The organism is Streptomyces sp. NPDC049970 (assembly GCF_040660235.1).
Classification (GTDB): domain Bacteria; phylum Actinomycetota; class Actinomycetes; order Streptomycetales; family Streptomycetaceae; genus Streptomyces.
Genome location: NZ_JBFALP010000001.1, coordinates 578,050 through 604,185, shown reverse-complemented (window position 1 = coordinate 604,185; position 26,136 = coordinate 578,050). Strand labels below are relative to the sequence as shown.

Genomic DNA, 26,136 nt, shown 5'->3' with positions numbered 1-26,136 from the left:
GGTCGGCCGACACCGTGACGGCGCTCTGACCTGCAAACGTTTCCGCAGGTCAGAGCACATGACAACGGTGTTCAGTGCCGTGTTGCCCCGTACCCCTCCCCCGTAGTTCACTGGCCGCGTCGGGCGAGGTGCGTCCGAGCTGTCCGCAGGACACGACGCGTGTACGGAGGCGTTCTCATGGGGGCAGGCCACGACCACGGGCACACGCACGGAGGGGCGCCCCCCACGGGCACGGCCGCCGCCGCGTACCGGGGAAGGCTCCGGGTGGCCCTGGGCATCACGCTCGGCGTCATGGTCATGGAGATCGTCGGCGGGCTGCTCGCGGACTCCCTCGCCCTGATCGCGGACGCGGCCCACATGGCGACCGACGCCCTGGGCCTGGGAATGGCCCTGCTGGCCATCCACTTCGCCAACCGGCCCGCCGGGCCCAACCGGACCTTCGGCTTCGCCCGCGCCGAGATCCTGGCGGCCCTGGCCAACTGCCTGCTGCTGCTGGGCGTGGGCGGTTACCTGGTCTTCGAGGCAGTCGACCGCTTCATCACCCCCGCGGAGACCCGCGGCGGTCTGGCCATCGTGTTCGCCGCCGTCGGCCTGGTCGCCAACGTGGTCTCGCTGTCCCTGCTGATGCGGGGGCAGCGGGACAGCCTCAACGTGCGCGGCGCCTACCTGGAGGTTGTCGCCGACACCCTCGGCTCGGTGACCGTGCTCGTGGCGGCCGGCATCATCATGGCGACCGGCTGGCAGGCCGCCGACCCCATCGCCTCGCTGCTGATCGGCCTGATGATCGTCCCCCGTACGGTGAAACTCCTGCGGGAGACCCTCGACGTACTGCTGGAGTCGGCGCCCAAGGGGGTCGACATGGGGGAGGTACGCGCGCACATCACGGCGCTGCCCGGCGTGCTGGACGTCCACGACCTGCACGCCTGGACGATCACCTCGGGGATGCCGGTCCTCTCCGCGCACGTGGTCGTGCACCAGGAGGTGCTGGACTCGATCGGGCACGAGAAGCTGCTGCACGACCTCCAGGGCTGCCTCGGTCATCACTTCGACGTCGAGCACTGCACCTTCCAGCTGGAGCCCAGCGGGCACGCGGAGCACGAGGCGCGTCTGTGCCACTGACACCCGGCGGCCATGAGGCGGTGCACGGTGTCGTCGCGGCGGCGTTCCCGACCCCCGCCGAGGCCGATCCGGTCGACGCCCTGGGCGCCGGCCGCGCGGTGGTGCGCGCGGTGCTGGACGCGGCACGGCTGCGGGGCGAGTCACTCGTTCTGGTACACGGTCATCCCGGGTACCACCCGGCCTTCGGCTTCCGTCCGGCCCCGGGGTTCGGCGTCGCGCCGGGCTTCGAGGTCCCCGACGAGGCCGTGAACGCCCTGGTGCCCGACGATTCGGTGCCGGTCCCGAGGGGCACGATCCACTACCCGGAGGCCTTCGGAGTCCGACCCGGTCGTCCGTCCCGCCGCTCCCCGGAGGGGGCGGCGGGACGGACATGCCAGCCCCCGAAGCACGGACAAGCGGCTTTTGTACGGCAGACTTGACCGCACTCGAGGGGCCCGGCGCACGAGGCAGGGAACCAAAGCGAAGGATGGGTATGCCGACCACACCAGCCACCGCGACGCACAGCGCGTCGAACGGCACAGCAGACGCGATCATGCTCGAACTGGTCGACGAGAACGGCACCACCATCGGCACCGCGGAGAAGCTCGCGGCCCACCAGGCACCCGGTCAGCTGCACCGGGCGTTCTCCGTCTTCCTCTTCGACGAGCAGGGACGGCTGCTGCTCCAGCGCCGCGCGCTCGGCAAGTACCACTCCCCCGGTGTGTGGTCGAACACCTGCTGCGGTCATCCGTACCCGGGAGAGGCGCCCTTCGCGGCCTCCGCGCGGCGTACGTACGAGGAGCTGGGGATCTCGCCCTCGCTGCTCGCCGCCGCGGGCACGGTCCGCTACAACCACCCCGACCCCGTGTCGGGTCTCGTCGAGCAGGAGTTCAACCACCTCTTCGTCGGGCTGGCGCAGGAGGAGCTGCGTCCTGACCCGGAGGAGGTCGGCGAGACGGCTTTCGTGACCGCCGGCGAACTGGCGGAGCGGCACGCGGCCGTGCCCTTCTCGGCCTGGTTCATGACGGTGCTGGACGCCGCGCGGCCCGCGGTCAGGGAGCTGACGGGCCCGTCCGCCGGCTGGTGAAGCCGCTCGAGGTGCCGGGGGCGGTCAGAGCTGCGTCTTGAGGGGCAGCGCCGCCCAGATGATCTTGCCGCCGCCGGCGGTGTGCTCCACGTCGCAGGTGCCGCCCGCCTCGGCGGTGGTCTCCCGCACCAGCAGCAGCCCCCGGCCGCCGGTCTGCCCGTAGTCGGTGACCAGGGCCGTGGGGCGGTAGGGGTGGTTGTCCTCGACGGACACCCGGATCCACTCCGCGCCGACGGCCACCTCGACCGCGAGCTCGGGCGAGAGCAGAGCCGCGTGCCGGACCGCGTTCGTGACGAGCTCCGACACGATCAGCAGCAGCCCCTGGAGGATCTCGTCCTCGACGGGTACGCCCTGCCGCTTCAGCAGGTCCCGTACGGCGTGCCTGGCCTGGGGAACCGAGGCGTCCACGGCGGGGGCCGTGAAGCGCCACACCCCCTCGTACGCCACCGGACGGGCCGGCACACTCCCACGGCTCTCCATAGACCGGCACCCGCTCTCGACTCGGATCTCACTGACCATCGAGTAATGAGTGTCGGGAACAGCATGGTCCGGACCGCAGGCCTGTCCGCAAGTGGTCACTTATGGATGCGATTTGACCACTTGAGTACGGCGACGCCAGGTGATTGGACTACTTCTCGCCGTGTTCGGGCGCCATCTGCTCCGTCACCATACTGACGACGCGTCGCCCGCCGACCCCCATGGCGATCAGCCCCAGACCGTCGAACAACAGGGCCAGTGAGAAGAAGCAGCCGAGCACGTAGAGGCTGCTGTGCGGCCAGTCGGCGAGCACCAGCACCCCCAGCACGAGCCCGAAGGCCCCCTGGAGCAGGGTCCAGCCGAACTGCGGGCCCCGTACGACGACACTGCCGACCAGTCGGAACACTCCCCCGGTCAGGAAGAGCAGGGCGGCGAACATCGTCAGCGCCTCGGCCGTGCCCACGGGATTCCTGATGACGACGACACCGGCCGCGATGTTCAGCGCGGCGACCACCACGCCGAGCCAGAAGTACGGGGTGCCGCGCGCCTGAACGGCGTGCAGCAGGCCGACGAGACCGCCGATGAGCAGCAGCCAGCCGAAGAGGATCATCGAGGTGAGCGTGGCCACCCCCGTGTAGACGAGGCCGACGATCCCCGCGACGGCCAGCAGCGCGCCCAGCAGGGCGAGCGCGGCGAAACTCCGGTCGAGCTTCCTGCCCTCGGTCGTGGGTCCGGCCATCGACAGCTCCTCACGGTGCGTGCTCGCTTCTGGACCCCTTCTTGATCATAGGTTCGAGCGGTACGGATAGCATCCGGCGCATGGACCTCACGGAGCAGCAGCCCGGGCGGACGGAGCCGCGGCTGGAGCACGCGGTCGTGGACGGCGTGGCCACCGTCGTCATCAGCAACCCCGCCAAGCGCAACGCGATGACCTCCGACATGTGGCGGGCACTGCCGGCGCTGCTGGAAGAACTCGCCGCCGACCCCGGCGTCCGCGTCCTGGTGCTCACCGGCGCCGGGGGGACCTTCTGCGCCGGCGCGGACATCGCCTCGCTCCGTGATCCCGGCGGGAGGCCGCAAGCCCTAGCCGTACGGGCCGAGGACGCCCTGGCGGCCTTCCCCCGGCCGACACTGGCTGCCGTACGCGGCTACTGCGTGGGCGGGGGCAGCCAGCTCGCGGCCGCCTGTGACCTGCGGTTCGCGGAGGAGGGCGCGTCCTTCGGCATCACCCCGGCCAAGCTGGGGATCGTCTACCCGTCGTCGTCCACGCGGCGGCTGGTCTCACTGGTGGGGCCGTCCGCCGCGAAGTACCTGCTGTTCTCCGGCGAGCTCATCGGCACGGAGCGCGCGCTGCGGACGGGCCTGGTCGACGAGGTGCTGCCGGCGGGCGGGCTGGAGGACCGGGTGCTCTCGTTCGCGCGGGTCCTGGCCTCGCGTTCCCAGCTGACCCAGGCCGCGGCGAAGGAGTTCGCGGACGGCCGCGAGGACCGGGACGCGCACTGGTCCTCGCAGGCACGGGAGAGCGGCGACACCGCCGAGGGCGTCGCCGCCTTCCTGGAGCGCCGCGCCCCCGGTTTCACGTGGCCGACGGTGCCGGCGGAGAGCCCTGCCGCGTCCGGATGAACCGGCTCCTCGCGCGCCGGTGCCCGACCACGGCCGCGGGGGCTCCGAGCGACGGCCGCAATGACGAGTTCCCCGGCTTTCCTGCCGTGCCCGGCCACGCGTGCCGGCACGGTCGGGACGTCGCCGCCCCGGGGGTATCGGGCGTACCAACCAGTCGGTAACGTGCGGGCATGACCATTCTTCCCCCGCGCGCCGGACGTCGCTGCCACAACGCACTCAACCCGATCCACTCCTGTGTCTACTTCTCCCCCGACCTCGGCAAGGAGTTCGGGGAGGTCGGCATCGAGAACCCGAGCGCCGTGTACTTCGCCGCGCGGGCCGCGGCCATGGGCGCCGTGGGGGCGGGCACCGTCACCTCGACGTTCTACAACTTCAACCACGAGCTGGTGGCCCGCCACCTGCCGGCCGTCTGGTCGGAGATCACCCCCCGGGCCGCGCTCGAAGCCCGGCTGCGGGCCGCCGACTCGACGCTGCGCCGGGTACTCGGCGAGGAGGTCATCGGCTCCCCGGAGATGGAGGAGGCGGCGCGGCTGGCGCTGCGCGCCGCCGAGGCCTGCACCCGCCACGCCCGTCCGCTGTACGCCGCGCACGCCGACCTGGCGGTGCCGGACGAGCCGCACCTGGCGTACTGGCACGCGGCGACGCTGCTGCGCGAGCACCGCGGCGACGGGCACCTGGCCGCGCTGCTGTCGGCCGGCCTCGACCCGCTGGAGGCGCTGGTCAGCCACACCGCCACCGGCAAGGGCATGGCGCCCCACTGGATCATCGCCACCCGCGGCTGGCGGCGCACGGACTGGGAGGCGGCCGTGGCGCGGCTGCGCGCCCGCGGCGTGCTGGACGCCGAGGGCGAGATCACCGAGGCGGGTACCGAGCTCAGGGCCGAGCTGGAGGACGCGACGGACCGGATGGACGCCGCGCCGTACGAGCACCTCGGCGCCGACGACGTGGCGCGGCTCACCGAACTGGGGCGCGGATTCCTCTTCACGGCGGCCTCGGCCGGTGCGTTCCCGGACGACCTGGTCGGCAAGGGCTGAGCACGTACACGTTCACGACGGTCGGGACGCCTCCCGCAGCAGCGGTGCAGCGCGCACCTGACCGGCCCGTCCGTCAGGACGGCGGGGCCGTGATCGACCAGGTCACGCGACACGGCCCCCGGCAACCCGGCACAATGCAGGCGAAGGGGCCCACCAGGGTGTGGAGCACCCCAGTGGCACAGCCAGCACAGCCAGCATGAGAAGGCGAGTCGGGAAAACCGTGACGACGTCCATCGAAGGCAGGATCGCCGAGGAACTCGGCGTACGTGAGCGTCAAGTGAAGGCGGCCGTCGATCTGCTCGACAGCGGTTCGACCGTGCCGTTCATCGCCCGCTACCGCAAGGAAGCGACCGAGATGCTCGACGACGCGCAGCTGCGCACGCTCGAGGAACGGCTGCGGTACCTGCGGGAACTCGAGGACCGCCGTACGGCGGTCCTGGAGTCCGTACGTGAGCAGGGCAAGCTCGACGCGGCGCTTGAGGCGCGGATCCGGGCTGCCGACACCAAGGCGCGGCTGGAGGACATCTACCTGCCGTTCAAGCCGAAGCGCAGGACCAAGGCGCAGATCGCCCGCGAGGCGGGCTTGGAGCCGCTCGCCGAGGGGCTGCTCGCAGACCCGTCGGTGGACCCGCTCTCCGCGGCTGCGGGCTACGTCGACGCCGAGAAGGGTGTGGCGGACCCCGCGGCGGCGCTGGACGGCGCACGTTCGATCCTGGCCGAGCGGTTCTCCGAGGACGCCGACCTCACCGGTGAGCTGCGCGAACGCATGTGGTCGCGGGGCAGGGTGGTCGCGAGGGTACGGGACGGCAAGGAGGAGGCGGGGGCCAAGTTCGCCGACTACTTCGACTTCGCCGAGCCGTTCACCGCGCTGCCCTCGCACCGGGTCCTCGCGATGCTCCGGGGCGAGAAGGAGGACGTCCTCGACCTGGTCCTCGAACCGGAGGAGCCCTCGGAACAGCCCGGGCCCTCGTCGTACGAGAACATGATCGCCCGCCGGTTCGGTGTCTCCGACCGCGGGCGCCCCGGGGACAAGTGGCTCGGCGACGCGGTGCGCTGGGCCTGGCGGACCCGGATCCTCGTGCACCTCGGGATCGACATGCGGCTGCGGCTGCGCACGGCGGCGGAGGACGAGGCCGTACGCGTCTTCGCGTCCAACCTGCGGGACCTGCTGCTCGCCGCGCCGGCGGGCACCCGGGCGACCCTGGGACTGGACCCCGGCTTCCGGACGGGCGTCAAGGTCGCCGTCGTGGACGCGACCGGCAAGGTCGTCGCGACGGACGTCATCCACCCGCACGTGCCGGCGAACAAGTGGGACCGCTCGCTCGCCACGTTGGAGCGCCTCTCCAGGGAGCACCATGTCGACCTGATCGCGATCGGGAACGGCACGGCGTCCCGCGAGACCGACAAGCTCGCGGGCGAACTGTGCGACAAGCATCCTGAGTTGAAGCTCACCAAGGTGATGGTGTCGGAGGCGGGCGCCTCCGTGTACTCGGCGTCGGCCTTCGCCTCGCAGGAACTCCCGGACATGGACGTGTCGTTGCGCGGCGCGGTCTCGATCGCCCGCCGGCTGCAGGATCCGCTGGCCGAACTGGTGAAGATCGACCCGAAGTCGATCGGGGTGGGGCAGTACCAGCACGACCTGTCCGAGGTGAAGCTGTCGCGCTCCCTGGACACGGTGGTCGAGGACTGCGTGAACGGTGTCGGTGTCGACGTCAACACCGCTTCGGCACCGCTGCTTTCACGGGTGTCGGGCATCAGCTCGGGACTGGCCGAGAACATCGTGGCACACCGTGACACCAACGGCCCCTTCCGCTCCCGCAGGGCACTCAAGGACGTGGCGCGGCTGGGCCCGAAGGCGTACGAACAGTGTGCGGGCTTCCTGCGGATCAGGGACGGCGACGACCCGCTCGACGGGTCGAGCGTGCACCCCGAGGCGTATCCGGTGGTGCGGACGATGGTGAAGCGTACGGGTGGTGACGTCGCCTCACTGATCGGCAACACCCAGACGCTGCGCTCGCTGCGGCCGGACGACTTCGTGGACGAGAAGTTCGGTCTGCCGACGGTGACGGACATCCTCAGGGAACTGGAGAAGCCGGGCCGCGACCCGCGGCCCGCGTTCCGGACGGCGACCTTCAAGGAGGGGGTCGAGAAGCTCGGCGACCTGGCACCGGGGATGGTGCTGGAGGGTGTCGTGACGAACGTCGCCGCGTTCGGCGCGTTCGTCGACATCGGCGTCCACCAGGACGGGCTCGTGCACGTGTCGGCGATGTCGCGCACCTTCGTCAAGGAGCCCCGGGACATCGTGAAGCCGGGCGACATCGTGCGGGTGAAGGTCATGGAGGTCGACATCCCGCGCAAGCGCGTCTCGCTGACGCTCCGTCTGGACGACGAGGCGACGGCGGACCGGAGCGGCGGCGGCCAGGGCGCGAAGCGCGAACGCGGTGAGCGGAACAGCAACGCGCGGGCCGGCGGTGAGCGCCCGCCACGGCAGCGGCAGGAGCCGGAGAGCCGTCAGGGCGGCTCGGGCGGACAGCGTCGTGACCGGCGGGACGGCAGCGGTGGGGGCGCAGGCGCCTCGCGGCCCGCGGCCGCGCCGGCCAACAGCGCGATGGCCGACGCGTTGCGCCGTGCCGGACTGACCGGTGGCTCCGACAAGGGCGGCTCCAGGCGCTGAGCACCTGGGGCGGGCGGACGGGGCCTTACCCGTCCGCCCGCCTGCCCGTCCTCCGCCGGACGGCCTCGGTGCCCCTCTCGTCGGACGGTCTCCGTGACGTCCCGTCAGACGGCCTCGGTGACCTTCCCGTCGGACACCTCGACCCGGCGCGTCGTGCGGACGGCCTCCAGCATCCGCCGGTCGTGCGTGACCAGCAGCAGCGTCCCGGTGTACGCCTCCAGAGCAGACTCCAGCTGTTCGATCGCCGGCAGGTCCAGGTGGTTGGTCGGCTCGTCCAGGACCAGCAGGTTGACCCCCCTGCCCTGCAGGAGCGCCAGACCCGCCCGGGTGCGTTCGCCGGGCGAGAGCGTGGTCGCCGGGCGCAGCACATGGGCGGCGCGTAGGCCGAACTTGGCGAGCAGGGTGCGCACCTCGGCAGGCTCGGTGTCGGGCACGGCCGCGCAGAAGGCGTCCAGCAGGCTCTCCGTGCCGTGGAAGAGCTTGCGCGCCTGGTCCACCTCGCCCACCACGACCCCCGAGCCGAGGGAGACGTGGCCCGCGTCGAGCGGCAGGCGTCCGAGCAGGGCGGCGAGCAGCGTGGACTTCCCCGCGCCGTTGGCACCGGTGATGGCGACCCGGTCGGCCCAGTCGATCTGCAGGGTGGCCGGGCCGAAGGAGAAGCCACCGCGGACGACGGCGGCGTCGCGGAGTGTGGCCACGACGGAACCGGAGCGCGGTGCGGAGGCGATCTCCATCCGCAGTTCCCACTCCTTGCGCGGCTCCTCCACGACGTCGAGCCGCTCGATCATGCGCTGCGTCTGCTTGGCCTTCGCGGCCTGCTTCTCGCTGGCCTCGCTGCGGAACTTGCGGCCGATCTTGTCGTTGTCGGTGGCCTTGCGCCGGGCGTTCTTGACGCCCTTGTCCATCCAGCCCCGCTGCATCTGGGCGCGGCCCTCGAGCGAGGAGCGCTTGTCGGCGTACTCCTCGAACTCCTCGCGGGCATGGGTACGGGCGCGCTCGCGCTCCTCCAGGTAGGAGGCGTAGCCGCCGCCGTAGAGGTTGATCTGCTGCTGGGCGACATCGAGTTCCAGGACCTTGGTGACCGTGCGCATCAGGAACTCGCGGTCGTGGCTGACGACGACGGTGCCGGCCCTGAGCCCGGAGACGAAGCGCTCCAGGCGTTCCAGGCCGTCGAGGTCCAGGTCGTTGGTGGGCTCGTCGAGCAGGAAGACGTCGTAGCGTGAGAGCAGCAGGGAGGCCAGGCCGGCGCGGGCCGCCTGCCCGCCGGAGAGTGCCGTCATCGGGAGGTCGAGGCCGATGGTCAGCCCGAGTTCGGCGGCGACCTCCTCGGCGCGTTCGTCCAGGTCCGCGCCGCCGAGGGAGAGCCAGCGCTCCAGGGTCTCGGAGTAGGCGTCGTCGGCGCCGGGCGTCCCGTCGACCAGGGCCTGGGTCGCCGCGTCCATCGCGGTCTGGGCGTCGGCGACCCCGGTGCGGCGTGCCAGGAACTCCCGTACGGACTCGCCCGGCCGGCGCTCGGGCTCCTGGGGGAGGTGACCGACGGTGGCGGTGGGCGGGGAGAGCCGGAGCTCGCCCTCATCCGGCCGGTCCAGCCCGGCGAGCAGGCGGAGGAGGGAGGATTTGCCGGCGCCGTTGGCTCCGACGAGACCGATCACGTCTCCGGGCGCGACGACGAGGTCGAGGCCGGCGAAGAGTGTGCGGTCGCCGTGCCCGGCGGCGAGTTCCTTGGCGACGAGAGTGGCAGTCATCAGGGTGCCGATCCTAACGAACACCCGGAGGGCGTCCTGCCGCCGGACCACCGGTGCGACCATGGCCAGCCAGGGCCTCCGCGCGGGGGCACGCGGAGGCAGGAGTGTGCGGGGTGGCGGACGTGATCGTGGTGGGCGGCGGGGTCAGCGGGCTGACCACCGCGCTGCTGCTGGCGGAGCGGGGACTGCGGGTGCGGGTCTGGTCCCGGGAGGAGGCCTCGGCCACGACGTCGGCGGTGGCGGGAGCCCTGTGGTGGCCGTACCGCATCGAGCCCGAGGCGATGGTCGGCGTCTGGTCGCTGGAGACCCTGCGGGTGTACGGGGAGCTGGCCGCCTCCCCCGGCGAGACGGGTGTGCGGATGGTCGCCGGGGTCCACGCTGGCGAGCGGTTGGGGGCGCTGGGCCCGTGGGCGCGCGGTCTGGACGGAGTCTCCGAGGTGCCGGAGGGGCTGCGGGTGACCCTTCCGCTGATCGACATGCCGGTCCATCTGCGTTGGCTGGAGGGCAGGCTGGCGGCGGCCGGGGGTGTGATCGAACGGCGTGCGGTGGACGGCTTCGCCGAGGCCGCGGCCGAGGCACGCGTGGTGGTCAACTGCGCGGGACTCGGGGCCCGGGAGCTGGTGCCGGACCCCGGGGTGCGTCCGGTCCGGGGGCAGCTGGTGGTGGTGGAGAACCCGGGGATCGACGAGTGGTTCACCCAGGCGGACCCGGCGTCCAGCGCGACGACGTACTTCTTCCCGCAGCCGGGCGGACTGGTGCTGGGCGGTACGGCCGAGGTGGACGATTCGCGTGCGGAGCCCGATCCGCGTACGGCCGAGGAGATCGTGGCGCGCTGCGCGCTGGTTCGGCCGGAGATCGCGGGAGCGCGGGTGACCGGCCACCGCGTCGGGCTTCGGCCGGCTCGCGACGGAGGGGTGCGGATCGAGGCCGAGGCGCTGCCGGGCGGTGGCCTGCTGGTGCACAACTACGGGCACGGCGGCGCGGGTGTGACCGTCGCACGCGGCTGTGCTCGGGCCGCGGCCCAGCTGGTGCGCTGAGCCGCGGCCCGGGCCGGGCCGACGAGCCGGACGGGCCCGAGGTGTTCCGGGCCCTCCGGGCAGGCGGACCTCACGCTCGCCACGGACCCGTCGGAGGAGGAGCGGGCCCGCGCCACGGACCCGTCAGGCCGGCGGGTCCGACTTGTGGCGTTCGTCGGTGGTGACCTCGGCGGAGCCGGGGCCGATCCGGATCTCGAAGTCGCCGTCGTACTTGGCATGGCCCTCGATGACCGCCGACTCGACGGCCTCGACGCCGAACTCCCTGCGGACGATCATCGGGTCGTGGCGCAGGTCCCGCATGAGCGCGATGCACATCCCGATCATCACGAGGGTGAAGGGCGCGGCCACCAGGATGGTCAGGTTCTGCAGCCCGGCCAGCGCGTCCCCCTGCCCGTCGCCGATGAGCAGCATGACCGCCGCCACGGCACCCGTGACGACGCCCCAGAAGATCACGACCCACTTGGCGGGTTCGAGGACGCCCTTCTGGGAGAGCGTGCCCATCACGATCGACGCGGCGTCGGCACCGGATACGAAGAAGATGCCGACCAGGATCATGACGAGGATGCTCATCACGGTGGCGATCGGGTACTGGTGCAGGACGCCGAAGAGCTGGGCCTCCGGGGTGTCGCCGACCCCCTTGAGCTGCCCGTTCCGCTGGAGCTCGATCGCCGAGCCGCCGAACACCGCGAACCAGACCAGGCTGACCGTGCTGGGCACCAGGATCACGCCTCCGACGAACTGCCGGATCGTACGGCCGCGGCTGATCCTGGCGATGAACATGCCGACGAAGGGCGTCCAGGAGATCCACCATGCCCAGTAGAAGACCGTCCAGCTGGCCAGCCAGTCGGCCACCTCGCCCTCTCCGGTCGCCTCGGTCCGGCCGGCGAGCTGGGCGAGGTCACCGAAGTACGCCGCGATCGAGGTGGGCAGCAGGTCCAGCACGATGATGGTGGGGCCGACGACGAAGACGAAGATCACCAGGATCAGCGCGAGCACCATGTTGATGTTGGAGAGCCACTGGATGCCCTTCTCCACACCGGAGATGGCCGATGCGACGAAGGCGGCCGTCAGGACGGCGATGATCGCGACCAGCAGGCCGGTCCCGGTCTTCTCCATCCAGTTGAGCTCCTGGAATCCGCTGCCGATCTGCAGGGCGCCGAGGCCCAGCGAGGCGGCGGATCCGAAGAGGGTCGCGAAGATGGCGAGGATGTCGATGATCCGGCCGACGGCGCCGTGGGAGTGCCGCTCGCCGATGAGCGGGATGAACACGGCGCTGATGGTCTGCCGCCGGTGCCGCCGGTACGCGCTGTACGCGATGGCCAGCCCGACGACGGCGTAGATCGCCCAGGGGTGGAGCGTCCAGTGGAAGAGGGTGGTCGCCATCGCCGTCTGCATGGCCTCGTCCGCGTCGGCGGGGTGGGTGCCCGGGGGCGGATTGACGAAGTGGGCCAGTGGCTCGCTCACCCCGTAGAACATCAGGCCGATGCCCATGCCCGCGCTGAACATCATCGCGACCCAGGAGACCGTGCGGAACTCGGGTTCCTCGCCCTCCTGACCGAGCGAGATCCGCCCGTAGCGGCTGATCGCGAGCCAGAGGGCGAAGACCACGAAGCCGGACGCGGCCAGCATGAAGGCCCAGCCGCCGTTGTGGATGAGTCCGTTGAGCAGGGTGTTGGAGACGTCTTCGAGCGAGTCGGTGGCCGTGGACCCCCAGATGACGAAGGCGAGGGTGAGCACTGCGGAGACGCCGAACACCACTCGGTCGGTAGAGGGACGGCGGCCGTGGGCCGGATCGGCGGGAAGATCGGCCGTTACCGGCAGATACTCCCCTCGTCCGCCCGGTTTCTGCTCGTCATATGACACAAATGGCACCTTTCACGCAATGCGAATATTTCGCCCTTCGTAGGCAGTACCACACTCGGTGCACACCTGACGGGATCAGCGGCCGTTACACGCGGGGCCCTTTGCGCCGGGACGGGCCGGCGGTCTCCGGCCTCGGCGCCTCCGGCCGGGCGGATAGGCTGAGGCGTCCGTGCCGAACCCGCCGGCTCCAGCCGTTCCCCGCCGGGGCGCGCGTGTACGAGGAGTGACCCTTGCCCGAGCCGACCCCCGATCCGCAGCGTGATGCACGGCCCACCCTTGAGGCCGTGGCGGCCCGCGCCGGGGTCTCCCGGGCGACGGCGTCCCGGGTCGTCAACGGTGGTGCGGGCGTGCGGCAGCCCCTGGTGGACCAGGTGCGCAAGGCGGTCGAGGAGCTCGGCTACATCCCGAACCACGCGGCGCGCACACTCGTCACCCGGCGCAACGGCGCGGTCGCCGTGATCATCGACGAACCCGAGTTCCGCGTCTTCTCGGACCCGTTCTTCTCCCGCCAGATCCGCGGCATCAGCCGAGAACTCAACGCCCACGACGCGCAGCTCGTACTGCTCCTGGTGGAGGGCAGGGGTGACTTCGACCGGGTCACCCGCTACCTGGCGGGTGGCCATGTGGACGGTGTGCTCGCCTTCTCACTGCACACCGACGACGAACTGCCCGCGATCATCCGGCGGTTCCGGGTCCCGACGGTCTACGGAGGCCGTCCCGAACACCCGGCGGCGGATACCGGCGAGACGCCAGAGGTGCCGTACGTCGACTGCGACAACCGTGGCGGCGCGCGGGACGCGGTGCGCCACCTGGTCTCGCTGGGCCGGAGGCGCATCGCGCACATCGCCGGACCGCGCGACCAGACGTCGGCACTCGACCGGATCGACGGCTACCGCGACGTCCTTCCGGACGCCGCGCCGGATCTCGTCGTCGACGGCGACTTCACGGCGGAGGGCGGCGCCCGGGCCATGGCGGACCTGCTGGACGCCAGGCCGGACCTCGACGCCGTGTTCGTGTCCAACGACCTGATGGCATCCGGTGCCCTGCGGGTGCTGCGCGAACGGGGCGTCAGGGTGCCGGAGGACGTGGCGGTCGTCGGCTTCGACGACATGGCCTCGGTCGCCGAGGCCACCGAGCCGCCGCTGACGACGGTCCGTCAGGATGTTGAGGGGATGGGCAGGTTGATGGTCCGGCTGCTGATGGAGCGGCTGAACGGCGACACCGGGACATGGCCCGGGTCCGTGGTCACTTCGACGGAGCTGATCCGCCGGGCCTCGGCCTGACTCCGCGCCGCCGCCGCTCGGCCCGCCACCCGGCCCGCGCCGAGCGGGCCGCCGGAAGGTAGCGCAGCCGCTCCGGGAGCAGCGGCACGGTCCGCCGCACGACAGCTCCGAGGAGCCGCAGCCGGCGCTCCTGCCGAGGAGTCCAGTCGAGCCCGATGGCCTCACGGGCGTCCGGCGGCATCAGCCCGACCGTGATGAAGCGGCGGAACCTGGCGAGGGGCGGGAGGAGGAGCGGCCAGGCCGCTCCCAGGGCCGCCCGCAGGACGAGCGGCCCCCGGTCGGGCGGCGGCACGGGGACGCCCGTGGCGACCAGTTCCCGTACGACGGGGGTGGCCTCCACCTCGTCGGCGAGCATCCTGCGGTAGTAGGGCCAGAACTCCTCGATCGTCTGCGGCATGTCCCTGTCGCGGAGCCCCAGGATCCGGCCGACCTGGAGCCATTCCCGGTACAGGGCACGCTCCTGCGCCCCGGTGAGCGGGCGGACGAGGTAGCGCGAGGCGTGCTGGTAGACGGGGAATCCCGTGGCGTGCACCCACGCGTAGTTCGCGGGCGTGAGCGCGTGGTAGGGGCGCCCCCGGGTGTCGGTGCCCTGGATGGAGCGGTGCAGCTTTCTGAGCCTGCGCCCCTCCTCGGCCGCCGCCTCGCCGCCGTACACCCAGAGCAGCAGCGAGCTGAGGGACCGTTCGCCGCGCCCCCAGGGGTCCGTACGGAAGACGGAGTGCTCGTCGACGCCCGCGCCGACGGCCGGATGCGCGACCTGGAGGGTGAGGGCCGCGGGCAGCATGAGCAGGCCGCGGACGTCGCCCGCGAGGCTCCACAGGACGCCGCCCGGAGGGGGCGGGGCGGGATCGCCTTCGCTGTTCATGCTGGTGCTCCCGGGGCCGGCGGGTGAGCGGGCCGGGCCGGTGTGCGACCCGTGTGTTCCAGTATGCGATCGCGAGCGGCGCGGCGAGCCGCAGGGGGAGACCAGCCTCGGTGTTGACGCACCCCATGAAACAAGTCGATAGTATTTGTAACTTTGACACTCTGCGCGCGAGAGCCCTTCAACTGACTGGCATGAAAAGGAGTTTGGGACCGCTGGACAGCTCGGCACCCGGGACTTCGACCTGAACGGCTCCATCCACCGAGGAGGTTGCACACCATGGGTCGCTACAGCCGACTGCGCGAGATCCGAGGGATGGATCCCGCCCGCGACTGCGCCGAGATACTCCGGCTGATGTCGCAGTACGAGTTCCCCTGGGACTACCGGCAGGGCATCGGCGTCGCCTTCCTCCGCGACTACGGCGTCCCCCGGATCTCCGCGCTCCTGGACCGCACGCAGGAGTTCGAACGCCATGGGCAGAAGCGCTACGACGACACGGTCCTCTTCGGGTACGAGATGGCGGCCGACGGCTTCGACTCGGAGCGGGCCAGGGCGGCGGCCCGCCACCTCAACCGCATCCACGGCAGGTACCGCATCCCGAACGAGGACTACCTCTACGTGCTGGCCACCACCGTCGTCGGCCCCAAACGCTGGATCGACCGCTTCGGATGGCGGCCCCTGTGCGCGCAGGAGACCGGAGCCCTGGCCGAGGTGGGGCGCCGGATGGCCGTCATGATGGGCATCGAGGGCGCTCCCCGCACCTACGAGGGGTTCGAGGAGCTGCTCGACTCCTACGAGGAGCGGATGTTCGCCTACGACCCGGCCAACCGCCGTGTCGCCAACGCGACCTTCCGGGTGATGGCCGCCTGGTACCCGGCCCCGCTGCGCCCCCTGGTGGCCAGGTTCTCGCTCGCGCTGCTCGACGAGCCGCTGCTGCGCGCGCTCGGCTTCCCGGCGCAGCCCCGGTGGGCGCGGGCGACGGCCGCGCGGCTCGTGCGGACCCGCTCGTACGGGATACGGCTGCTGCCGGCCAGGCCGCACTGGCTGCCCTCCCGGCCCCGGCCGCGGAGCTACCCGTTCGGCTACCGGCTGGACGACCTCGGTCCGCACTGGGCCACGAGCCGCCCTCTGGAACCCCTGCCCGTGGAGCGGCCATGACCGGCGGGCGTCCCGGCGGGCCGCCGGGCAGTACGGCGCGCGTCCGCCTCGGGGGAAGCCGCACGCGCGGGCACGAGAGGCTCACCCCGCGCTGATCAGCGGCACCAGGTAGCGGCGCGCGAAGGCGCCCACCTGCTCGTCGTCGTCCAGCTCGAAGCAGCTCACCGGATTCAGGAGGAAGGAGACGGTGATCCGCACCATCAGCTCGGCGACCGGTGTCTGGTCCGTCTCCGGCCGCCCCTCGGCGAGCTGGGCAGAGCGCAGGCGGTCGGCCAGGTACCCGCGTATCGCGACGAGTGCGGGGCCGCTCTCCAGTGTGAGGAAGGGGAGCATGATCTCCGGCTCCAGCCTCAGCAGCCCACCGACCAGCGGGTGTTCGCGGATGTGCCTGAGTACGGCGACGAACCCGGCGACGAGCCGGTCCTCGACGGTCGGCAACGCGGCCACCGCCTCGTCCACGTCCACGACGAAACGCCGGTACTCGCGCAGCAGGCAGGCGGAGACCAGGCTGTCCTTGTTGCCGATCCTGCGGTAGACGGTGACCCGGGAGACCTTGGCGCGCTTGGCCACGTCGTCGACGGTCGAGCGGCGCAGCCCGAACGTCGTGAACTGCTCGCGTGCCGCGTCCAGGATCTGTTCGCTCAGCGCGTCGGACGGTGGCGTCTCGTCGAGCGCCCTGGCCAGCAGTGTCTCGTCGGTGTCCGGTGCCGCCATGGAGCCACTCAACCACACCGGACGGGCGACAGGGTTACCTGGTTCGTTTCCCTGTGCCCCACCTCGACGCGCCTCGGCGGCGCCGGAATCTTTCACAACAGTGGTGAGACAGCAATACTGTTGCACCTGACCGACGAACGGGCGCTACCGCGTGGCACAACCGTCCTCCCGGTATCCCGAAGGCACGGCGTGCCCCGCCGACGAGGAGCAGACATGGCGACCGGGACCGAAGAGGCGACGCTGACCGTCGACGAACTGGCGGCGCGCGCGGGAGTCACGGTGCGCACCGTGCGCTTCTACAGCACCCGTGGCCTGCTGCCTCCCCCGGTCATCGGACCCCGGCGCGTCGGGCACTACGGCCACGACCACCTCTCCAGGCTCGCGCTCATCGAGGAACTCCAGCACCAGGGCATGACCCTGGCCGCGATCGAGCGCTACCTCCAGCAGCTGCCGAGGGACCTGAGCGCGCAGGATCTGGCCATCCACCGGGCACTGGTGGCGTCGTGGGCTCCGGACTCCGCCGAGGACATGGAGCGCGCGGAGCTGGAGCGGCGCGCGGGCCGGACGCTCAGCGGGCAGGACGTCGACCGGCTCGCGGCCATGGGGGTGCTGGAGCGTCCGGAGGAGCCCGGGGGCCCGCTCCGGGTGGACCCGGGGCTGCTGCGGCTCGGGGTGGAGCTGCTGGACGTCCCCATCGCGCACGGGACGATCCTGGCCGCGCGCACGGTCCTGCTGGAACACACCAGATCGGCCGCCCACGAGCTGACCCGGCTGTTCCGCGACGAGGTGTGGGGCCCGTACCGGGAGCGGGAGTCGGACCCGGAGCACGTGAAGGCGATGAAGTCGCTCTCCGCCCATATGCAGCCGATGGTGCTGCAGGCGCTGCTCACGGCCTTCCAGCGGTCCCTGAAGGAGGAGCTGCGGGCCGCGTTCACCGCGGGTGAGGAGGGGTGAACGCGGCCTGCGAGGCGGTGCGTCAGTCGTGGAACGTCTCGCCCTTGCCCGCCTTCTCCAGCAGGAGCCCGGAGGGCTGGAAGCGGTCGCCGTAGCGCTCGGCGAGCTGCTGGGCGCGCGCCACGAAGCCCGGCAGTCCGCCCTCGTAGCCGTTGATGTACTGGAGCACGCCACCGGTCCAGGCGGGGAAGCCGATGCCCATGATGGAGCCGATGTTGGCGTCGGCCACGGTGGTCAGGACGTTCTCCTCCAGGCAGCGGACACTGTCCAGGGCCTCGGAGAAGAGCATCCGCTCCTTCATGTCCTCGAAGGGCACGTCGGTGCCGGGCTCCGTGAAGTGCTCACGCAGCCCCGGCCAGAGTGCGCCCCGCGCGCCGTCGTCGCCGTACTCGTAGAAGCCCGCTCCCCCGCTGCGCCCCGGGCGCCCGAACTCGTCGACCATCCGGTCGATGACCTCGTCCGCGGGGTGCGTGGCCCAGGCGCCGCCCGCCTCCTCGACGGCGCGACGCGTCTCGTCGCGGATCCTGCGCGGCAGGGTGAGCGTCAGTTCGTCCATCAGAGAGAGCACCTTGGCCGGGTAACCGGCCTGTGCCGCCGCCTGTTCGACCGAAGCGGGCTCGACGCCCTCGCCGACCATGGCGACGCCCTCGTTGATGAAGTGGCCGATGACGCGCGAGGTGAAGAAGCCGCGTGAGTCGTTGACGACGATCGGCGTCTTGCTGATCCGGCGGACCAGGTCGAAGGCGCGGGCCAGGGCCTCGTCGCCGGTCTTCCCGCCCTTGATGATCTCGACGAGCGGCATCTTGTCGACGGGCGAGAAGAAGTGCAGCCCGACGAAGTCGGCCGGCCGCTCGACACCCTCGGCGAGCACGGTGATGGGCAGCGTCGAGGTGTTGGAGCAGAGCAGCGCGTCGGGCTCGACGACGCCCTGGATCTCCTGGAACACCTTGTGCTTGAGCGCGGTGTCCTCGAAGACCGCCTCGATCACCGCGTCGCAGCCCGCGAGATCGGCCGGGTCACCGGTCGGGGTGATGCGGGCCAGCAGCTCGTCGCGCTTCGCCTCGGTCGTACGGCCCCGGGACAGCGCCTTGGCGAGCAGTTTCTCGCTGTACGCCTTTCCCTTGGCTGCGGCTTCGGTGGACACGTCCTTGAGGACGACGTCGATACCGGCGCGGGCGCAGGAGTAGGCGATTCCGGCTCCCATCATCCCGGCACCGAGGACGGCCACCTTGCGGACCTGGCGCTCCTGGACGCCGGCAGGGCGGCTGGCGCCGGAGTTGACGGCTTGGAGGTCGAAGAAGAACGCCTGGATCATGTTCTTCGCGACCTGGCCGGTGACCAGCTCGGTGAAGTAGCGCGCCTCGATGGTCTGCGCGGTCTCGAAGTCGACCTGCGCTCCCTCCACCGCCGCGGCCATGATGTTGCGGGGCGCGGGCATGGGGGCGCCGGCCAGCTGCTTCTTCAGGTTGGCCGGGAAGGCCGGCAGGTTGGCCGCGAACTTCGGGTTCGACGGGGTGCCGCCGGGGATCCGGTAGCCCTTGACGTCCCAGGGCTGCCGCGACTCCGGGTTGGCGTCGATGAAGGCGCGGGCCTTGTCGAGCATCTCCTCGCGGGTGGCGGCGACCTCGTGGATCAGGCCGTTGTCCAGCGCCCGCCGGGGGGTGTACTGGGTGCCCTGGAGGAGGACCTTCAGCAGTGCGTCCGCGATCCCCATCAGCCGTACGGTGCGGGTGACGCCGCCGCCCGCGGGCAGCAGGCCGAGGGTGACCTCGGGCAGGCCGATACGGGAGCCGGGGGCGTCCAGGGCGACACGGTGGTGGGCGGCGAGGGCGATCTCGTAACCGCCCCCGAGTGCCGCTCCGTTGATCGCGGCGACGACCGGCTTGCCCAGCGTCTCGATGCGGCGCAGCGACCTCTTGATCGAGCTGCCGGCGTCGAAGGCGTCCTGGGCGTTGTCCGGACCGATCCGGATCATGTCCTTGAGGTCGCCGCCGGCGAAGAAGGTCTTCTTGGCGGAGGCGTAGATGATGCCCCGGATGGAGTCCTTCTCGGCCTCCGCGCGGTCGGCGACGGCCGCGATGGAGTCCCTGAACGCCTGGTTCATCGTGTTGGCGGACTGGTCGGGGTCGTCGAGTACGAGGGTGACGACGCCGGTCTCGTCCTGTTCCCAGCGAATGGTCGTGCTCTCGGTCATTTGCTTGTCTTCTCCGTAGGCAGGGGAACGGTCAGAGACGCTCGACGACGGTGGCGACGCCCATGCCGCCGCCGACGCAGAGGGTGGCGAGGCCGTAGCGCTTGTCCTGGCGCTCGAGTTCGTCGATGAGGGTGCCCAGGATCATCGCGCCGGTCGCGCCGAGCGGGTGGCCGAGCGCGATGGCGCCGCCGTTGACGTTGACCTTGTCGAGGCTCAGGCCCATGTCCTTGACGAAGCGCAGGACGACTCCGGCGAATGCCTCGTTGATCTCGACGAGGTCGATGTCGTCGATGGTGAGTCCGGCCTTGGCCAGCGCCTTGCGCGTGGCGGGGGCCGGTCCGGTGAGCATGATGGTCGGCTCGGAGCCGGAGACGGCCGCGGAGACGATCCGGGCGCGCGGGGTGAGTCCGTAGCGCTCGCCGGTCTCCTTCGAGCCGATGGCGACCAGGGCGGCTCCGTCCACGATGCCGGAGGAGTTCCCGGCGTGGTGCACGTGGTCGATCCTCTCGACCCAGTGGTACTTCTGCAGGGCCACGGCGTCGAAGCCCCCCAGCTCGCCGATCGTGGCGAACGAGGGCTTGAGGCCGGCGAGCGACTCCGCCGTGGTGCCGGGGCGCATGTGCTCGTCGTGGTCGAGGACGAGCAGGCCGTTGCGGTCCCTGACGGGGACGACGGAACGGGCGAAGCGCTCCTCCTTCCAGGCGACGGCGGCGCGCTCCTGGGACAGGGCGGCGTACTCGTCGACGTCCCGGCGCGAGAAGCCCTCGATGGTCGCGATGAGGTCGGCGCCGATCCCCTGCGGGGCGAAGCCGGTCTCGAAGCTGGTCATCGGGTCCATGGCCCAGGCACCGCCGTCCGAGCCCATCGGCACCCGCGACATCGACTCGACACCGCCCGCCAGGACGAGGTCCTCCCAGCCCGAACGGACCTTCGCCGCGGCGAGGTTGACCGCTTCGAGGCCGGAGGCACAGAAGCGGTTCTCCTGTACGCCCGCCACGGAGTCCGGCAGCCCGGCCGCGATCGCCGCGATACGTGCGATGTCGGAGCCCTGGTCGCCGAGCGGGCTGACGACGCCGAGGACGATGTCGTCGATGGCCGCCGGGTCCAGGCCGGGGAAGCGCCCCCGGATCTCGTGGATGAGGCCGACGACGAGGTCGATCGGCTTGGTGCCGTGCAGGGCGCCGTTGGCCTTGCCGCGGCCGCGCGGGGTGCGGATCGCGTCGTAGACGAATGCTTCGGTACTCAAGGCAGCTGCCTTTCGGGGTCGGTGCTGGGCAGGGGGTCAGGCGAGCAGCGAGCGGCCGATGATCTCCTTCATGATCTCGGTCGTCCCGCCGTAGATGGTCTGGATACGGCCGTCGACGAATGCCTTCGCGACCTTGTACTCCGTCATGTAGCCGTATCCGCCGTGGAGTTGCAGGCACCGGTCGGCGACGCGCTTCTGCAGCTCGGTGGCCCACCACTTGGCCATCGAGGCGTGCACGGCGTCGAGCGTCCCCTCGGAGTGGTCGACGATGCACCGGTCGAGGAAGGTGCGGGTGACGGCGCACTCGGTGGCCATCTCGGCGATCTCGAACCGGATGTGCTGGAGCTTGGAGAGCGGGCGCCCGAAGGCCTCGCGCTCCTTGACATAGCGGGTGGTGATCTCCAGGAGGTGCTCCGCGGCGGCGATACCGGCGACCGCTATGCCCATGCGTTCCTGGGCCAGGTTGGTCATGAGGTGCAGGAACGCGCCGTCGAGCTCGCCGAGGAGGTTGTCCTTGGGGACGCGTACGTCGTCGAAGAACAGCTCGGCGGTGTCCTGGGACTTCTGGCCGATCTTGTCGAGGTTGCGGCCCCGTTCGAAGCCCTCGGCCCCGCGCTCCACGACGAGCAGCGACAGGCCCTTCGCACCCCCGTCGGGTGAGGTCTTGGCCACGACGATCACGAGGTCGGCGAGGATGCCGTTGGAGATGAACGTCTTCGATCCGTTGAGGAGCCAGTGGTCGCCCCTGTCCTCGGCCGAGGTGCGGATGCCCTGGAGGTCGGACCCGGCTCCGGGTTCGGTCATGGCGATGGCGGTGACGGTCTCGCCGCTGCAGAACCCGGGCAGCCAGCGCCGCTTCTGCTCCTCGGTGGCGAGGCCGGTGAGATAGGGCCCGATGATGTCGTTGTGCAGGCCGAGCGCCAGCCCGGAGACGCCGGCCCGGGTGAACTCCTCGGCGAGCACGGCGCTGTAGCGGAAGTCCGCGTTGCCGCCGCCGCCGTACTCCTCCGGGACGGCGAGGCCGAGCAGTCCCTGACGACCGGCCGCGAGCCAGGCCTCGCGCGGGACGATGCCGTCCTGCTCCCACTGCTCGTAGTACGGCAGGACCTCCTTGGACAGGAAGGTACGGACCGTCTCACGGAACGCGTCGTGCTCTTCGTCGAAGATCTGCCGCTGCACTTCAAGCCCCCTGGAGCCGGTTGACGGTGGAGATGAGCCGCGTCGGCCAGGAGCCGGTGGGTGTGTGGTCGGGCGTGGTGGCCCGGTCGCGGGCGGCGCGCGGGTCGCTCGCGCGGTCCGGCGGAGGGGAGTTCTCCATCAGCCGGCCGGCTCCTTCCCGCTGGTCAGCAGGCCCGGCAGGTCCCAGTCCGCGGCGACGGCCTCGGTGTCCGCTCCGGGCAGCGCGGGTCCGCTGCGCACTCGGGCGGGCGTCGCGGAGAAGCGGGGGGCGGGGGCGGGCTGGGTGAGGCCGCTGTGCTCCAGGAAGGTGGAGCGGGCGGCCAGGTGGGGGTGGCCGGGTGCCTCACGGAGCGAGAGCACGGGGGCCACACAGGCGTCCGTGCCCTCGAAGATCTTGGTCCACTCGGCGCGGGTCCGGGTGCTGAAGCGTTCGGCGACGAGTGCGCGCAGTTCCTCCCAGCGCCCGAAGTCGTCGCGGTCGGGTGCCTCGTCCCCGAGGTCCAGGAGCGTGGCGAACTCCTCGTAGAAGCGGGGTTCGAGGGGCCCGACCGCCATGTACAGGCCGTCGGAGGTCTCGTAGGAGCCGTAGAAGGGGCTGCCGCCGTCGAGGAGGTTGGCGCCGCGCCGGTCCTGCCAGTGGCCGGCCGCCAGCATGCCGTGGATCATCGTGGCGAGGTGGGCGGCGCCGTCGACGATCGCCGCGTCGACGACCTGGCCCGTCCCTCCGGGTGTACGCGCGTGCTGGAGGGCGGCGAGCACGCCGACGACGAGGTAGAGCGAGCCGCCCGCGTAGTCGCCGACCAGGTTGGCGGGCACGGTCGGCGGCTCTCCGGACCTGCCGATCATGGAGAGGGTGCCGCTGAGGGCGATGTAGTCGATGTCGTGCCCGGCCCGGTCGGCCAGCGGCCCGTCCTGACCCCAGCCCGTCATGCGTCCGTACACGAGCAGCGGGTTGCGCGCGAGGCAGGCCTCGGGCCCCACGCCGAGGCGTTCGGCGACGCCGGGCCGGTAGCCCTCGATCAGGACGTGCGCGCGCTCGACGAGGCCGAGCACCTGTCCGGCCCCGTCCTCGGCCTTGAGGTCGACGAGGACCGATCGCTTGTTGCGGTTGGTGAGATCGAACGCGGGATCGATTCCGAGCACCGCGCCGCCCGGCCGGTCGACCCGCACCACGTCGGCGCCGAGGTCGGCGAGGAGCATCGCGGCGAACGGCCCCGGGCCGATGCCCGCCAGTTCGACGACGCGCACCCCGGCCAGCGGGCCCTGCGACCCGTGTCCTGTCGTTGCCATCAAGCCCCCAGCGGTATGACACAACTGATGTAACATCGATGATGCTAAGAACGGACCACGCTCGGCACAACCCTTTTGGCCGAGCAAGCGCTTAGTTCTTCCCCGGATCCTCTCGCACCGGGACCCTCCCGGCCTCGCAGCGCCACGAACGCCTCCGCTACCCTCTGCCTGCTACTTCGGCGCCGGCCCCTGCGGAGGAACTCATGAACAGGCAGAACAGGGCAGAACGCCCTTATGACGTCGTCCTCTTCGGAGCCACGGGCTTTGTCGGGGCACTCACCGCCGAATATCTGGCCGCCCACGCGCCGGACGGCTTCCGCTGGGCCCTGGCGGGCCGCAGCCGCGCCAAGCTGGAGCAGCTGCGCGACCGCCTGGCCTCGGACCGTCCGCACTGTGCGGACCTCCCCCTGCTGACGGCCGACGCGGACGACACCGCGGCCCTTCGGGAGCTGGCCGAATCGGCACACGTGGTGGCCTCGACGGTCGGCCCGTACGTCTGGTACGGCGAGAGGCTGGTCGCAGCCTGCGCCGAGGCCGGGACGGACTACACCGACCTGACGGGGGAGGCCGAGTTCGTCGACCGGATGTACGTGGAGCACGACGCGCGGGCCCGCGAGACGGGTGCCCGCCTCGTGCACGCCTGCGGGTTCGACTCCGTACCGCACGACCTCGGCGTCTACTTCACCGTCCAGCAGCTTCCCGAGGGCGTGCCGCTGACCGTCGACGGTTTCGTGCGCACCGACGCGGTCTTCTCGGGCGGTACGTTCGCCTCCGCGCTCACCGCGATGGGCCGGGGCCCGCAGATGCTGCGTGCCGCGAGGGAACGCCGGCTGCACGAACCGCGCACGGTGGGCCGACGGGCGCGTGCCCCGCAGGGCTCACCGCACTTCAGCGCCGAGACCGGCACCTGGGCACTGCCGCTGCCCACCCTGGACCCGCGCGTCGTGGAGCGGTCCGCGCGCGGACTGGAGCGCTACGGCCCCGACTTCCGCTACCGGCACTTCGCCTCGGTGAAGCACCTGCCGACCGCGCTCGGCGGTGTCGCGGCCGTGGGCCTGCTGGTGGGGGCCGCCCAGATACCGGCCGCGCGGAACTGGCTGTCGGCACGGGTCGAACCGGGCACGGGGCCGGACGAGGGGCGCCGGGGGCGGAGTTGGTTCACGGTCCGCTTCGTCGGGGAGGGCGGCGGACGGCGGGTATTCACGGAGGTGTCGGGCGGCGACCCCGGCTACGGCGAGACGGCGAAGATGCTGGCCGAGTCGGCGCTCTCGCTCGCCCAGGACGATCTGCCGACGACGTCGGGTCAGGTCACGACGGCCGTGGCGATGGGCGATGCGCTGCTGGAACGGTTGAAGGCGGCCGGTCTGCGCTTCCGGGTGGCGGCGGTGCGCTGACCACCGGAGGACGCGGGGGCACGCCCGGGGTCAGCTCATCCAGGACGCCAGGGTGACGACCATGGACACGGTCCAGCCCGCTCCCGCGAGAACTCCCAGCGTCATGCCGACGGCTATGCCGCGCTGGGAGAGACGTACGGTACCGGTGCTCATCTGGGGTGCGTGGTGGTTGATCATGTGTACCAGCCTGCCCCCGATGTTCGACGAGGAACATCCGTCCTTGTACTCAGTCGGCAACAGATCCGGCAGGCCCCGACAGCTCGGGCGGGAGCGGCGGCCGGCCTGCCGCAGCCCGCAGCGCGGAGCGGCACAGGGCGTCGGCCCGGCGGGTGGTCTCCGGCTGACGGAAGTCGCGGGCCAGCGCGAGCGTGTGGGCGCAGGCGTTGTCCAGCCCGGTGCGGTGACCGACGGAGACGAAGACGGGCTTGGTGCCGTCCTGGGTACGCAGCGCCCTGCCCACCTCCTCGTCCCCGTCCAGGAGCGGTGTGAAGGCGCCCCGCAGGGGTCCGGGCGGGTCGTGGCGGAAGGTGAAGGGGTTCTTGGCGACGCCGATGACCGGCAGGCCGGTCAGGACGCCGAGATGGCTGGCCAGCCCGAACCTGCGGGGGTGCGCCCGCCCGTACCCGTCGCAGACGACGAGCCCGGGGTCCACCGGGAGGGCCTCCAGCGCGGCCAGTACCGCCGGGATCTCGCGGAAGGCGAGGAGCCCGGGGACGTAGGGAAACGTCACCCGGCCCTCGGCGGTCGACTCGGCGACCACCTCCAGGGTGGCCGCGTCCAGGACGACGGCCGCCGCGACGACGAGATCCCGCTCGTCGTCGTAGGCGACGTCGACCCCGGTGACCCGGCCGGCCCCGGGCGGCGGCCCCGGCTCGTCGAGTACGACGCGGGGCCGCAACACGTCCTGCACGGCGCGGGCTTCGGCCTCGTCGGCAGGCATCCGGAAAGTCGTCACGGCGGGCCAGTCTAAGGGCTGTCCGGTGGTCCCCGGCGGGTGCACGACCGCGGCGGCACGGACCGCGCATCGACACCCGGCACGGCGGATACGTCCTCGGCCCGGGCGACCACACGATGGAAGCCAGGGACTTCGTGCCCCCCGGGTGCGGACGCGCGCGGGCCACCGGGGACGCGGTGCGGCGTGTGCGCCTCTCCCACGACAGGGCCTTGGCCCTCCCGGCGCGGACCGCTGCTCGGCGTGGTTCCGAGCGCGGCCGAACTGCTCGC

23 protein-coding genes and 1 pseudogene are annotated in these 26,136 nt (G+C 71.6%); 11 read left to right on the top strand and 13 right to left on the bottom strand.

What is annotated here, in order from left to right; translation table 11 throughout:
• The first annotated feature begins 177 nt into the window (after nt 1–177).
• The 3 genes and pseudogenes from AB0I83_RS02615 to idi all read left to right on the top strand — a co-directional run bounded on the left by AB0I83_RS02615 (nt 178) and on the right by idi (nt 2,185).
• Nucleotides 178–1,119: a cation diffusion facilitator family transporter gene (locus AB0I83_RS02615; RefSeq protein WP_356530291.1), complete on the top strand. Its 942-nt coding sequence runs from the start codon at nt 178–180 to the stop codon at nt 1,117–1,119.
• A 14-nt stretch (nt 1,120–1,133) separates the two neighbouring features.
• A pseudogene (locus AB0I83_RS02610) lies at nt 1,134–1,439 on the top strand (GNAT family N-acetyltransferase); the annotation flags it as partial.
• Nucleotides 1,440–1,591: 152 nt separating this feature from the next.
• A complete protein-coding gene (idi, locus tag AB0I83_RS02605) occupies nt 1,592–2,185 on the top strand; it encodes an isopentenyl-diphosphate Delta-isomerase (protein WP_356530293.1) in 594 nt (197 codons plus the stop codon).
• A gap of 24 nt (nt 2,186–2,209) precedes the next feature.
• On the opposite strand, the gene AB0I83_RS02600 is transcribed toward idi, so the two are convergent.
• Both AB0I83_RS02600 and AB0I83_RS02595 read right to left on the bottom strand, forming a co-directional pair.
• Nucleotides 2,210–2,665: an ATP-binding protein gene (locus AB0I83_RS02600; protein WP_363303309.1), complete on the bottom strand. Its 456-nt coding sequence runs from the start codon at nt 2,663–2,665 to the stop codon at nt 2,210–2,212.
• A gap of 148 nt (nt 2,666–2,813) precedes the next feature.
• Nucleotides 2,814–3,401, bottom strand: coding sequence for a DUF308 domain-containing protein (locus AB0I83_RS02595; protein ID WP_356530297.1), 588 nt, complete (start codon nt 3,399–3,401; stop codon nt 2,814–2,816).
• Between the two features lie 80 nt (nt 3,402–3,481).
• On the opposite strand from AB0I83_RS02595, the gene AB0I83_RS02590 reads away from it, so the two are divergent.
• The 3 genes from AB0I83_RS02590 to AB0I83_RS02580 all read left to right on the top strand — a co-directional run bounded on the left by AB0I83_RS02590 (nt 3,482) and on the right by AB0I83_RS02580 (nt 7,993).
• A complete protein-coding gene (locus AB0I83_RS02590; RefSeq protein ID WP_363303308.1) occupies nt 3,482–4,285 on the top strand; it encodes an enoyl-CoA hydratase/isomerase family protein in 804 nt (267 codons plus the stop codon).
• 170 nt (nt 4,286–4,455) lie between these two features.
• The gene (locus AB0I83_RS02585; RefSeq protein WP_356530301.1) at nt 4,456–5,319 is read left to right on the top strand and encodes a hypothetical protein; all 864 of its coding nucleotides are present in this window, start codon (nt 4,456–4,458) and stop codon (nt 5,317–5,319) included.
• A gap of 220 nt (nt 5,320–5,539) precedes the next feature.
• A complete protein-coding gene (locus tag AB0I83_RS02580; RefSeq protein WP_363303307.1) occupies nt 5,540–7,993 on the top strand; it encodes a Tex family protein in 2,454 nt (817 codons plus the stop codon).
• 104 nt (nt 7,994–8,097) lie between these two features.
• On the opposite strand, the gene AB0I83_RS02575 is transcribed toward AB0I83_RS02580, so the two are convergent.
• Nucleotides 8,098–9,738, bottom strand: coding sequence for an ABC-F family ATP-binding cassette domain-containing protein (locus AB0I83_RS02575; protein WP_363303306.1), 1,641 nt, complete (start codon nt 9,736–9,738; stop codon nt 8,098–8,100).
• Nucleotides 9,739–9,842: 104 nt separating this feature from the next.
• Between AB0I83_RS02575 and AB0I83_RS02570 the strand changes: the two genes are divergently transcribed.
• Nucleotides 9,843–10,775 (top strand): FAD-dependent oxidoreductase, encoded by a 933-nt coding sequence (locus tag AB0I83_RS02570; protein ID WP_363303305.1) that lies wholly within the window; start codon nt 9,843–9,845, stop codon nt 10,773–10,775.
• 123 nt (nt 10,776–10,898) lie between these two features.
• On the opposite strand, the gene AB0I83_RS02565 is transcribed toward AB0I83_RS02570, so the two are convergent.
• Nucleotides 10,899–12,638 (bottom strand): BCCT family transporter, encoded by a 1,740-nt coding sequence (locus tag AB0I83_RS02565; protein ID WP_356530308.1) that lies wholly within the window; start codon nt 12,636–12,638, stop codon nt 10,899–10,901.
• Nucleotides 12,639–12,868: 230 nt separating this feature from the next.
• Here AB0I83_RS02565 and AB0I83_RS02560 point away from each other — a divergent pair, with 230 nt between their 5' ends.
• Nucleotides 12,869–13,921, top strand: coding sequence for a LacI family DNA-binding transcriptional regulator (locus AB0I83_RS02560; protein ID WP_363303304.1), 1,053 nt, complete (start codon nt 12,869–12,871; stop codon nt 13,919–13,921).
• Here the strand turns inward: AB0I83_RS02560 and AB0I83_RS02555 are convergent.
• Nucleotides 13,884–14,786: an oxygenase MpaB family protein gene (locus AB0I83_RS02555; RefSeq protein ID WP_363303303.1), complete on the bottom strand. Its 903-nt coding sequence runs from the start codon at nt 14,784–14,786 to the stop codon at nt 13,884–13,886. The two genes, AB0I83_RS02560 and AB0I83_RS02555, sit on opposite strands and share 38 nt — an antisense overlap.
• A gap of 276 nt (nt 14,787–15,062) precedes the next feature.
• Here AB0I83_RS02555 and AB0I83_RS02550 point away from each other — a divergent pair, with 276 nt between their 5' ends.
• Nucleotides 15,063–15,941, top strand: coding sequence for an oxygenase MpaB family protein (locus AB0I83_RS02550; RefSeq protein WP_363303302.1), 879 nt, complete (start codon nt 15,063–15,065; stop codon nt 15,939–15,941).
• Nucleotides 15,942–16,022: 81 nt separating this feature from the next.
• Here the strand turns inward: AB0I83_RS02550 and AB0I83_RS02545 are convergent, their stop codons facing one another.
• On the bottom strand, nt 16,023–16,655 hold the full coding sequence (locus AB0I83_RS02545; RefSeq protein ID WP_363303301.1) for a TetR/AcrR family transcriptional regulator: 633 nt from the start codon (nt 16,653–16,655) through the stop codon (nt 16,023–16,025).
• Nucleotides 16,656–16,868: 213 nt separating this feature from the next.
• On the opposite strand from AB0I83_RS02545, the gene AB0I83_RS02540 reads away from it, so the two are divergent.
• Entirely contained in the window at nt 16,869–17,609 is a 741-nt protein-coding gene (locus AB0I83_RS02540; protein ID WP_363303300.1) for a MerR family transcriptional regulator, read from the top strand.
• A 22-nt stretch (nt 17,610–17,631) separates the two neighbouring features.
• Here the strand turns inward: AB0I83_RS02540 and AB0I83_RS02535 are convergent, their stop codons facing one another.
• From AB0I83_RS02535 to AB0I83_RS02515, 5 genes are read right to left on the bottom strand one after another with little or no spacing between them, the layout of a single operon-like run.
• A complete protein-coding gene (locus tag AB0I83_RS02535; RefSeq protein ID WP_363303299.1) occupies nt 17,632–19,803 on the bottom strand; it encodes a 3-hydroxyacyl-CoA dehydrogenase NAD-binding domain-containing protein in 2,172 nt (723 codons plus the stop codon).
• Between the two features lie 31 nt (nt 19,804–19,834).
• Nucleotides 19,835–21,049 carry an acetyl-CoA C-acetyltransferase gene (locus AB0I83_RS02530; RefSeq protein ID WP_363303298.1) on the bottom strand — a complete coding sequence of 405 codons (1,215 nt, stop codon included), beginning with the start codon at nt 21,047–21,049 and terminating at the stop codon, nt 19,835–19,837.
• Between the two features lie 36 nt (nt 21,050–21,085).
• Nucleotides 21,086–22,228: an acyl-CoA dehydrogenase family protein gene (locus tag AB0I83_RS02525; protein ID WP_356530322.1), complete on the bottom strand. Its 1,143-nt coding sequence runs from the start codon at nt 22,226–22,228 to the stop codon at nt 21,086–21,088.
• A 1-nt stretch (nt 22,229) separates the two neighbouring features.
• Nucleotides 22,230–22,367, bottom strand: coding sequence for a hypothetical protein (locus AB0I83_RS02520; protein WP_363303297.1), 138 nt, complete (start codon nt 22,365–22,367; stop codon nt 22,230–22,232).
• Nucleotides 22,367–23,518, bottom strand: coding sequence for a CaiB/BaiF CoA-transferase family protein (locus AB0I83_RS02515; RefSeq protein ID WP_363303296.1), 1,152 nt, complete (start codon nt 23,516–23,518; stop codon nt 22,367–22,369). Before AB0I83_RS02515 ends, AB0I83_RS02520 begins: the two co-directional genes overlap by 1 nt.
• A gap of 203 nt (nt 23,519–23,721) precedes the next feature.
• Here AB0I83_RS02515 and AB0I83_RS02510 point away from each other — a divergent pair, with 203 nt between their 5' ends.
• Nucleotides 23,722–24,912: a saccharopine dehydrogenase NADP-binding domain-containing protein gene (locus tag AB0I83_RS02510; RefSeq protein ID WP_356530326.1), complete on the top strand. Its 1,191-nt coding sequence runs from the start codon at nt 23,722–23,724 to the stop codon at nt 24,910–24,912.
• Between the two features lie 30 nt (nt 24,913–24,942).
• Here AB0I83_RS02510 and AB0I83_RS02505 read toward each other — a convergent pair whose 3' ends face one another.
• Nucleotides 24,943–25,065, bottom strand: a complete 123-nt coding sequence (locus AB0I83_RS02505; protein ID WP_356530328.1) for a hypothetical protein — start codon at nt 25,063–25,065, stop codon at nt 24,943–24,945.
• A 73-nt stretch (nt 25,066–25,138) separates the two neighbouring features.
• The gene (locus AB0I83_RS02500) at nt 25,139–25,852 is read right to left on the bottom strand and encodes an endonuclease V (protein ID WP_363303442.1); all 714 of its coding nucleotides are present in this window, start codon (nt 25,850–25,852) and stop codon (nt 25,139–25,141) included.
• Between the last annotated feature and the right edge of the window lie 284 nt (nt 25,853–26,136).

Bases quoted from the DNA above. Each gene is read 5' to 3' on its own strand.
- AB0I83_RS02615 (WP_356530291.1), top strand. From the start codon at position 178: ATGGGGGCAGGCCACGACCACGGGCACACGCACGGAGGGGCGCCCCCC.
- idi (WP_356530293.1), top strand. From the start codon at position 1,592: ATGCCGACCACACCAGCCACCGCGACGCACAGCGCGTCGAACGGCACA.
- AB0I83_RS02600 (WP_363303309.1), bottom strand. From the start codon at position 2,665: ATGGAGAGCCGTGGGAGTGTGCCGGCCCGTCCGGTGGCGTACGAGGGG.
- AB0I83_RS02595 (WP_356530297.1), bottom strand. From the start codon at position 3,401: ATGGCCGGACCCACGACCGAGGGCAGGAAGCTCGACCGGAGTTTCGCC.
- AB0I83_RS02590 (WP_363303308.1), top strand. From the start codon at position 3,482: ATGGACCTCACGGAGCAGCAGCCCGGGCGGACGGAGCCGCGGCTGGAG.
- AB0I83_RS02585 (WP_356530301.1), top strand. From the start codon at position 4,456: ATGACCATTCTTCCCCCGCGCGCCGGACGTCGCTGCCACAACGCACTC.
- AB0I83_RS02575 (WP_363303306.1), bottom strand. From the start codon at position 9,738: ATGACTGCCACTCTCGTCGCCAAGGAACTCGCCGCCGGGCACGGCGAC.
- AB0I83_RS02555 (WP_363303303.1), bottom strand. From the start codon at position 14,786: ATGAACAGCGAAGGCGATCCCGCCCCGCCCCCTCCGGGCGGCGTCCTG.
- AB0I83_RS02550 (WP_363303302.1), top strand. From the start codon at position 15,063: ATGGGTCGCTACAGCCGACTGCGCGAGATCCGAGGGATGGATCCCGCC.
- AB0I83_RS02545 (WP_363303301.1), bottom strand. From the start codon at position 16,655: ATGGCGGCACCGGACACCGACGAGACACTGCTGGCCAGGGCGCTCGAC.
- AB0I83_RS02540 (WP_363303300.1), top strand. From the start codon at position 16,869: ATGGCGACCGGGACCGAAGAGGCGACGCTGACCGTCGACGAACTGGCG.
- AB0I83_RS02535 (WP_363303299.1), bottom strand. From the start codon at position 19,803: ATGACCGAGAGCACGACCATTCGCTGGGAACAGGACGAGACCGGCGTC.
- AB0I83_RS02520 (WP_363303297.1), bottom strand. From the start codon at position 22,367: ATGGAGAACTCCCCTCCGCCGGACCGCGCGAGCGACCCGCGCGCCGCC.
- AB0I83_RS02515 (WP_363303296.1), bottom strand. From the start codon at position 23,518: ATGGCAACGACAGGACACGGGTCGCAGGGCCCGCTGGCCGGGGTGCGC.
- AB0I83_RS02510 (WP_356530326.1), top strand. From the start codon at position 23,722: ATGAACAGGCAGAACAGGGCAGAACGCCCTTATGACGTCGTCCTCTTC.
- AB0I83_RS02505 (WP_356530328.1), bottom strand. From the start codon at position 25,065: ATGAGCACCGGTACCGTACGTCTCTCCCAGCGCGGCATAGCCGTCGGC.
- AB0I83_RS02500 (WP_363303442.1), bottom strand. From the start codon at position 25,852: ATGCCTGCCGACGAGGCCGAAGCCCGCGCCGTGCAGGACGTGTTGCGG.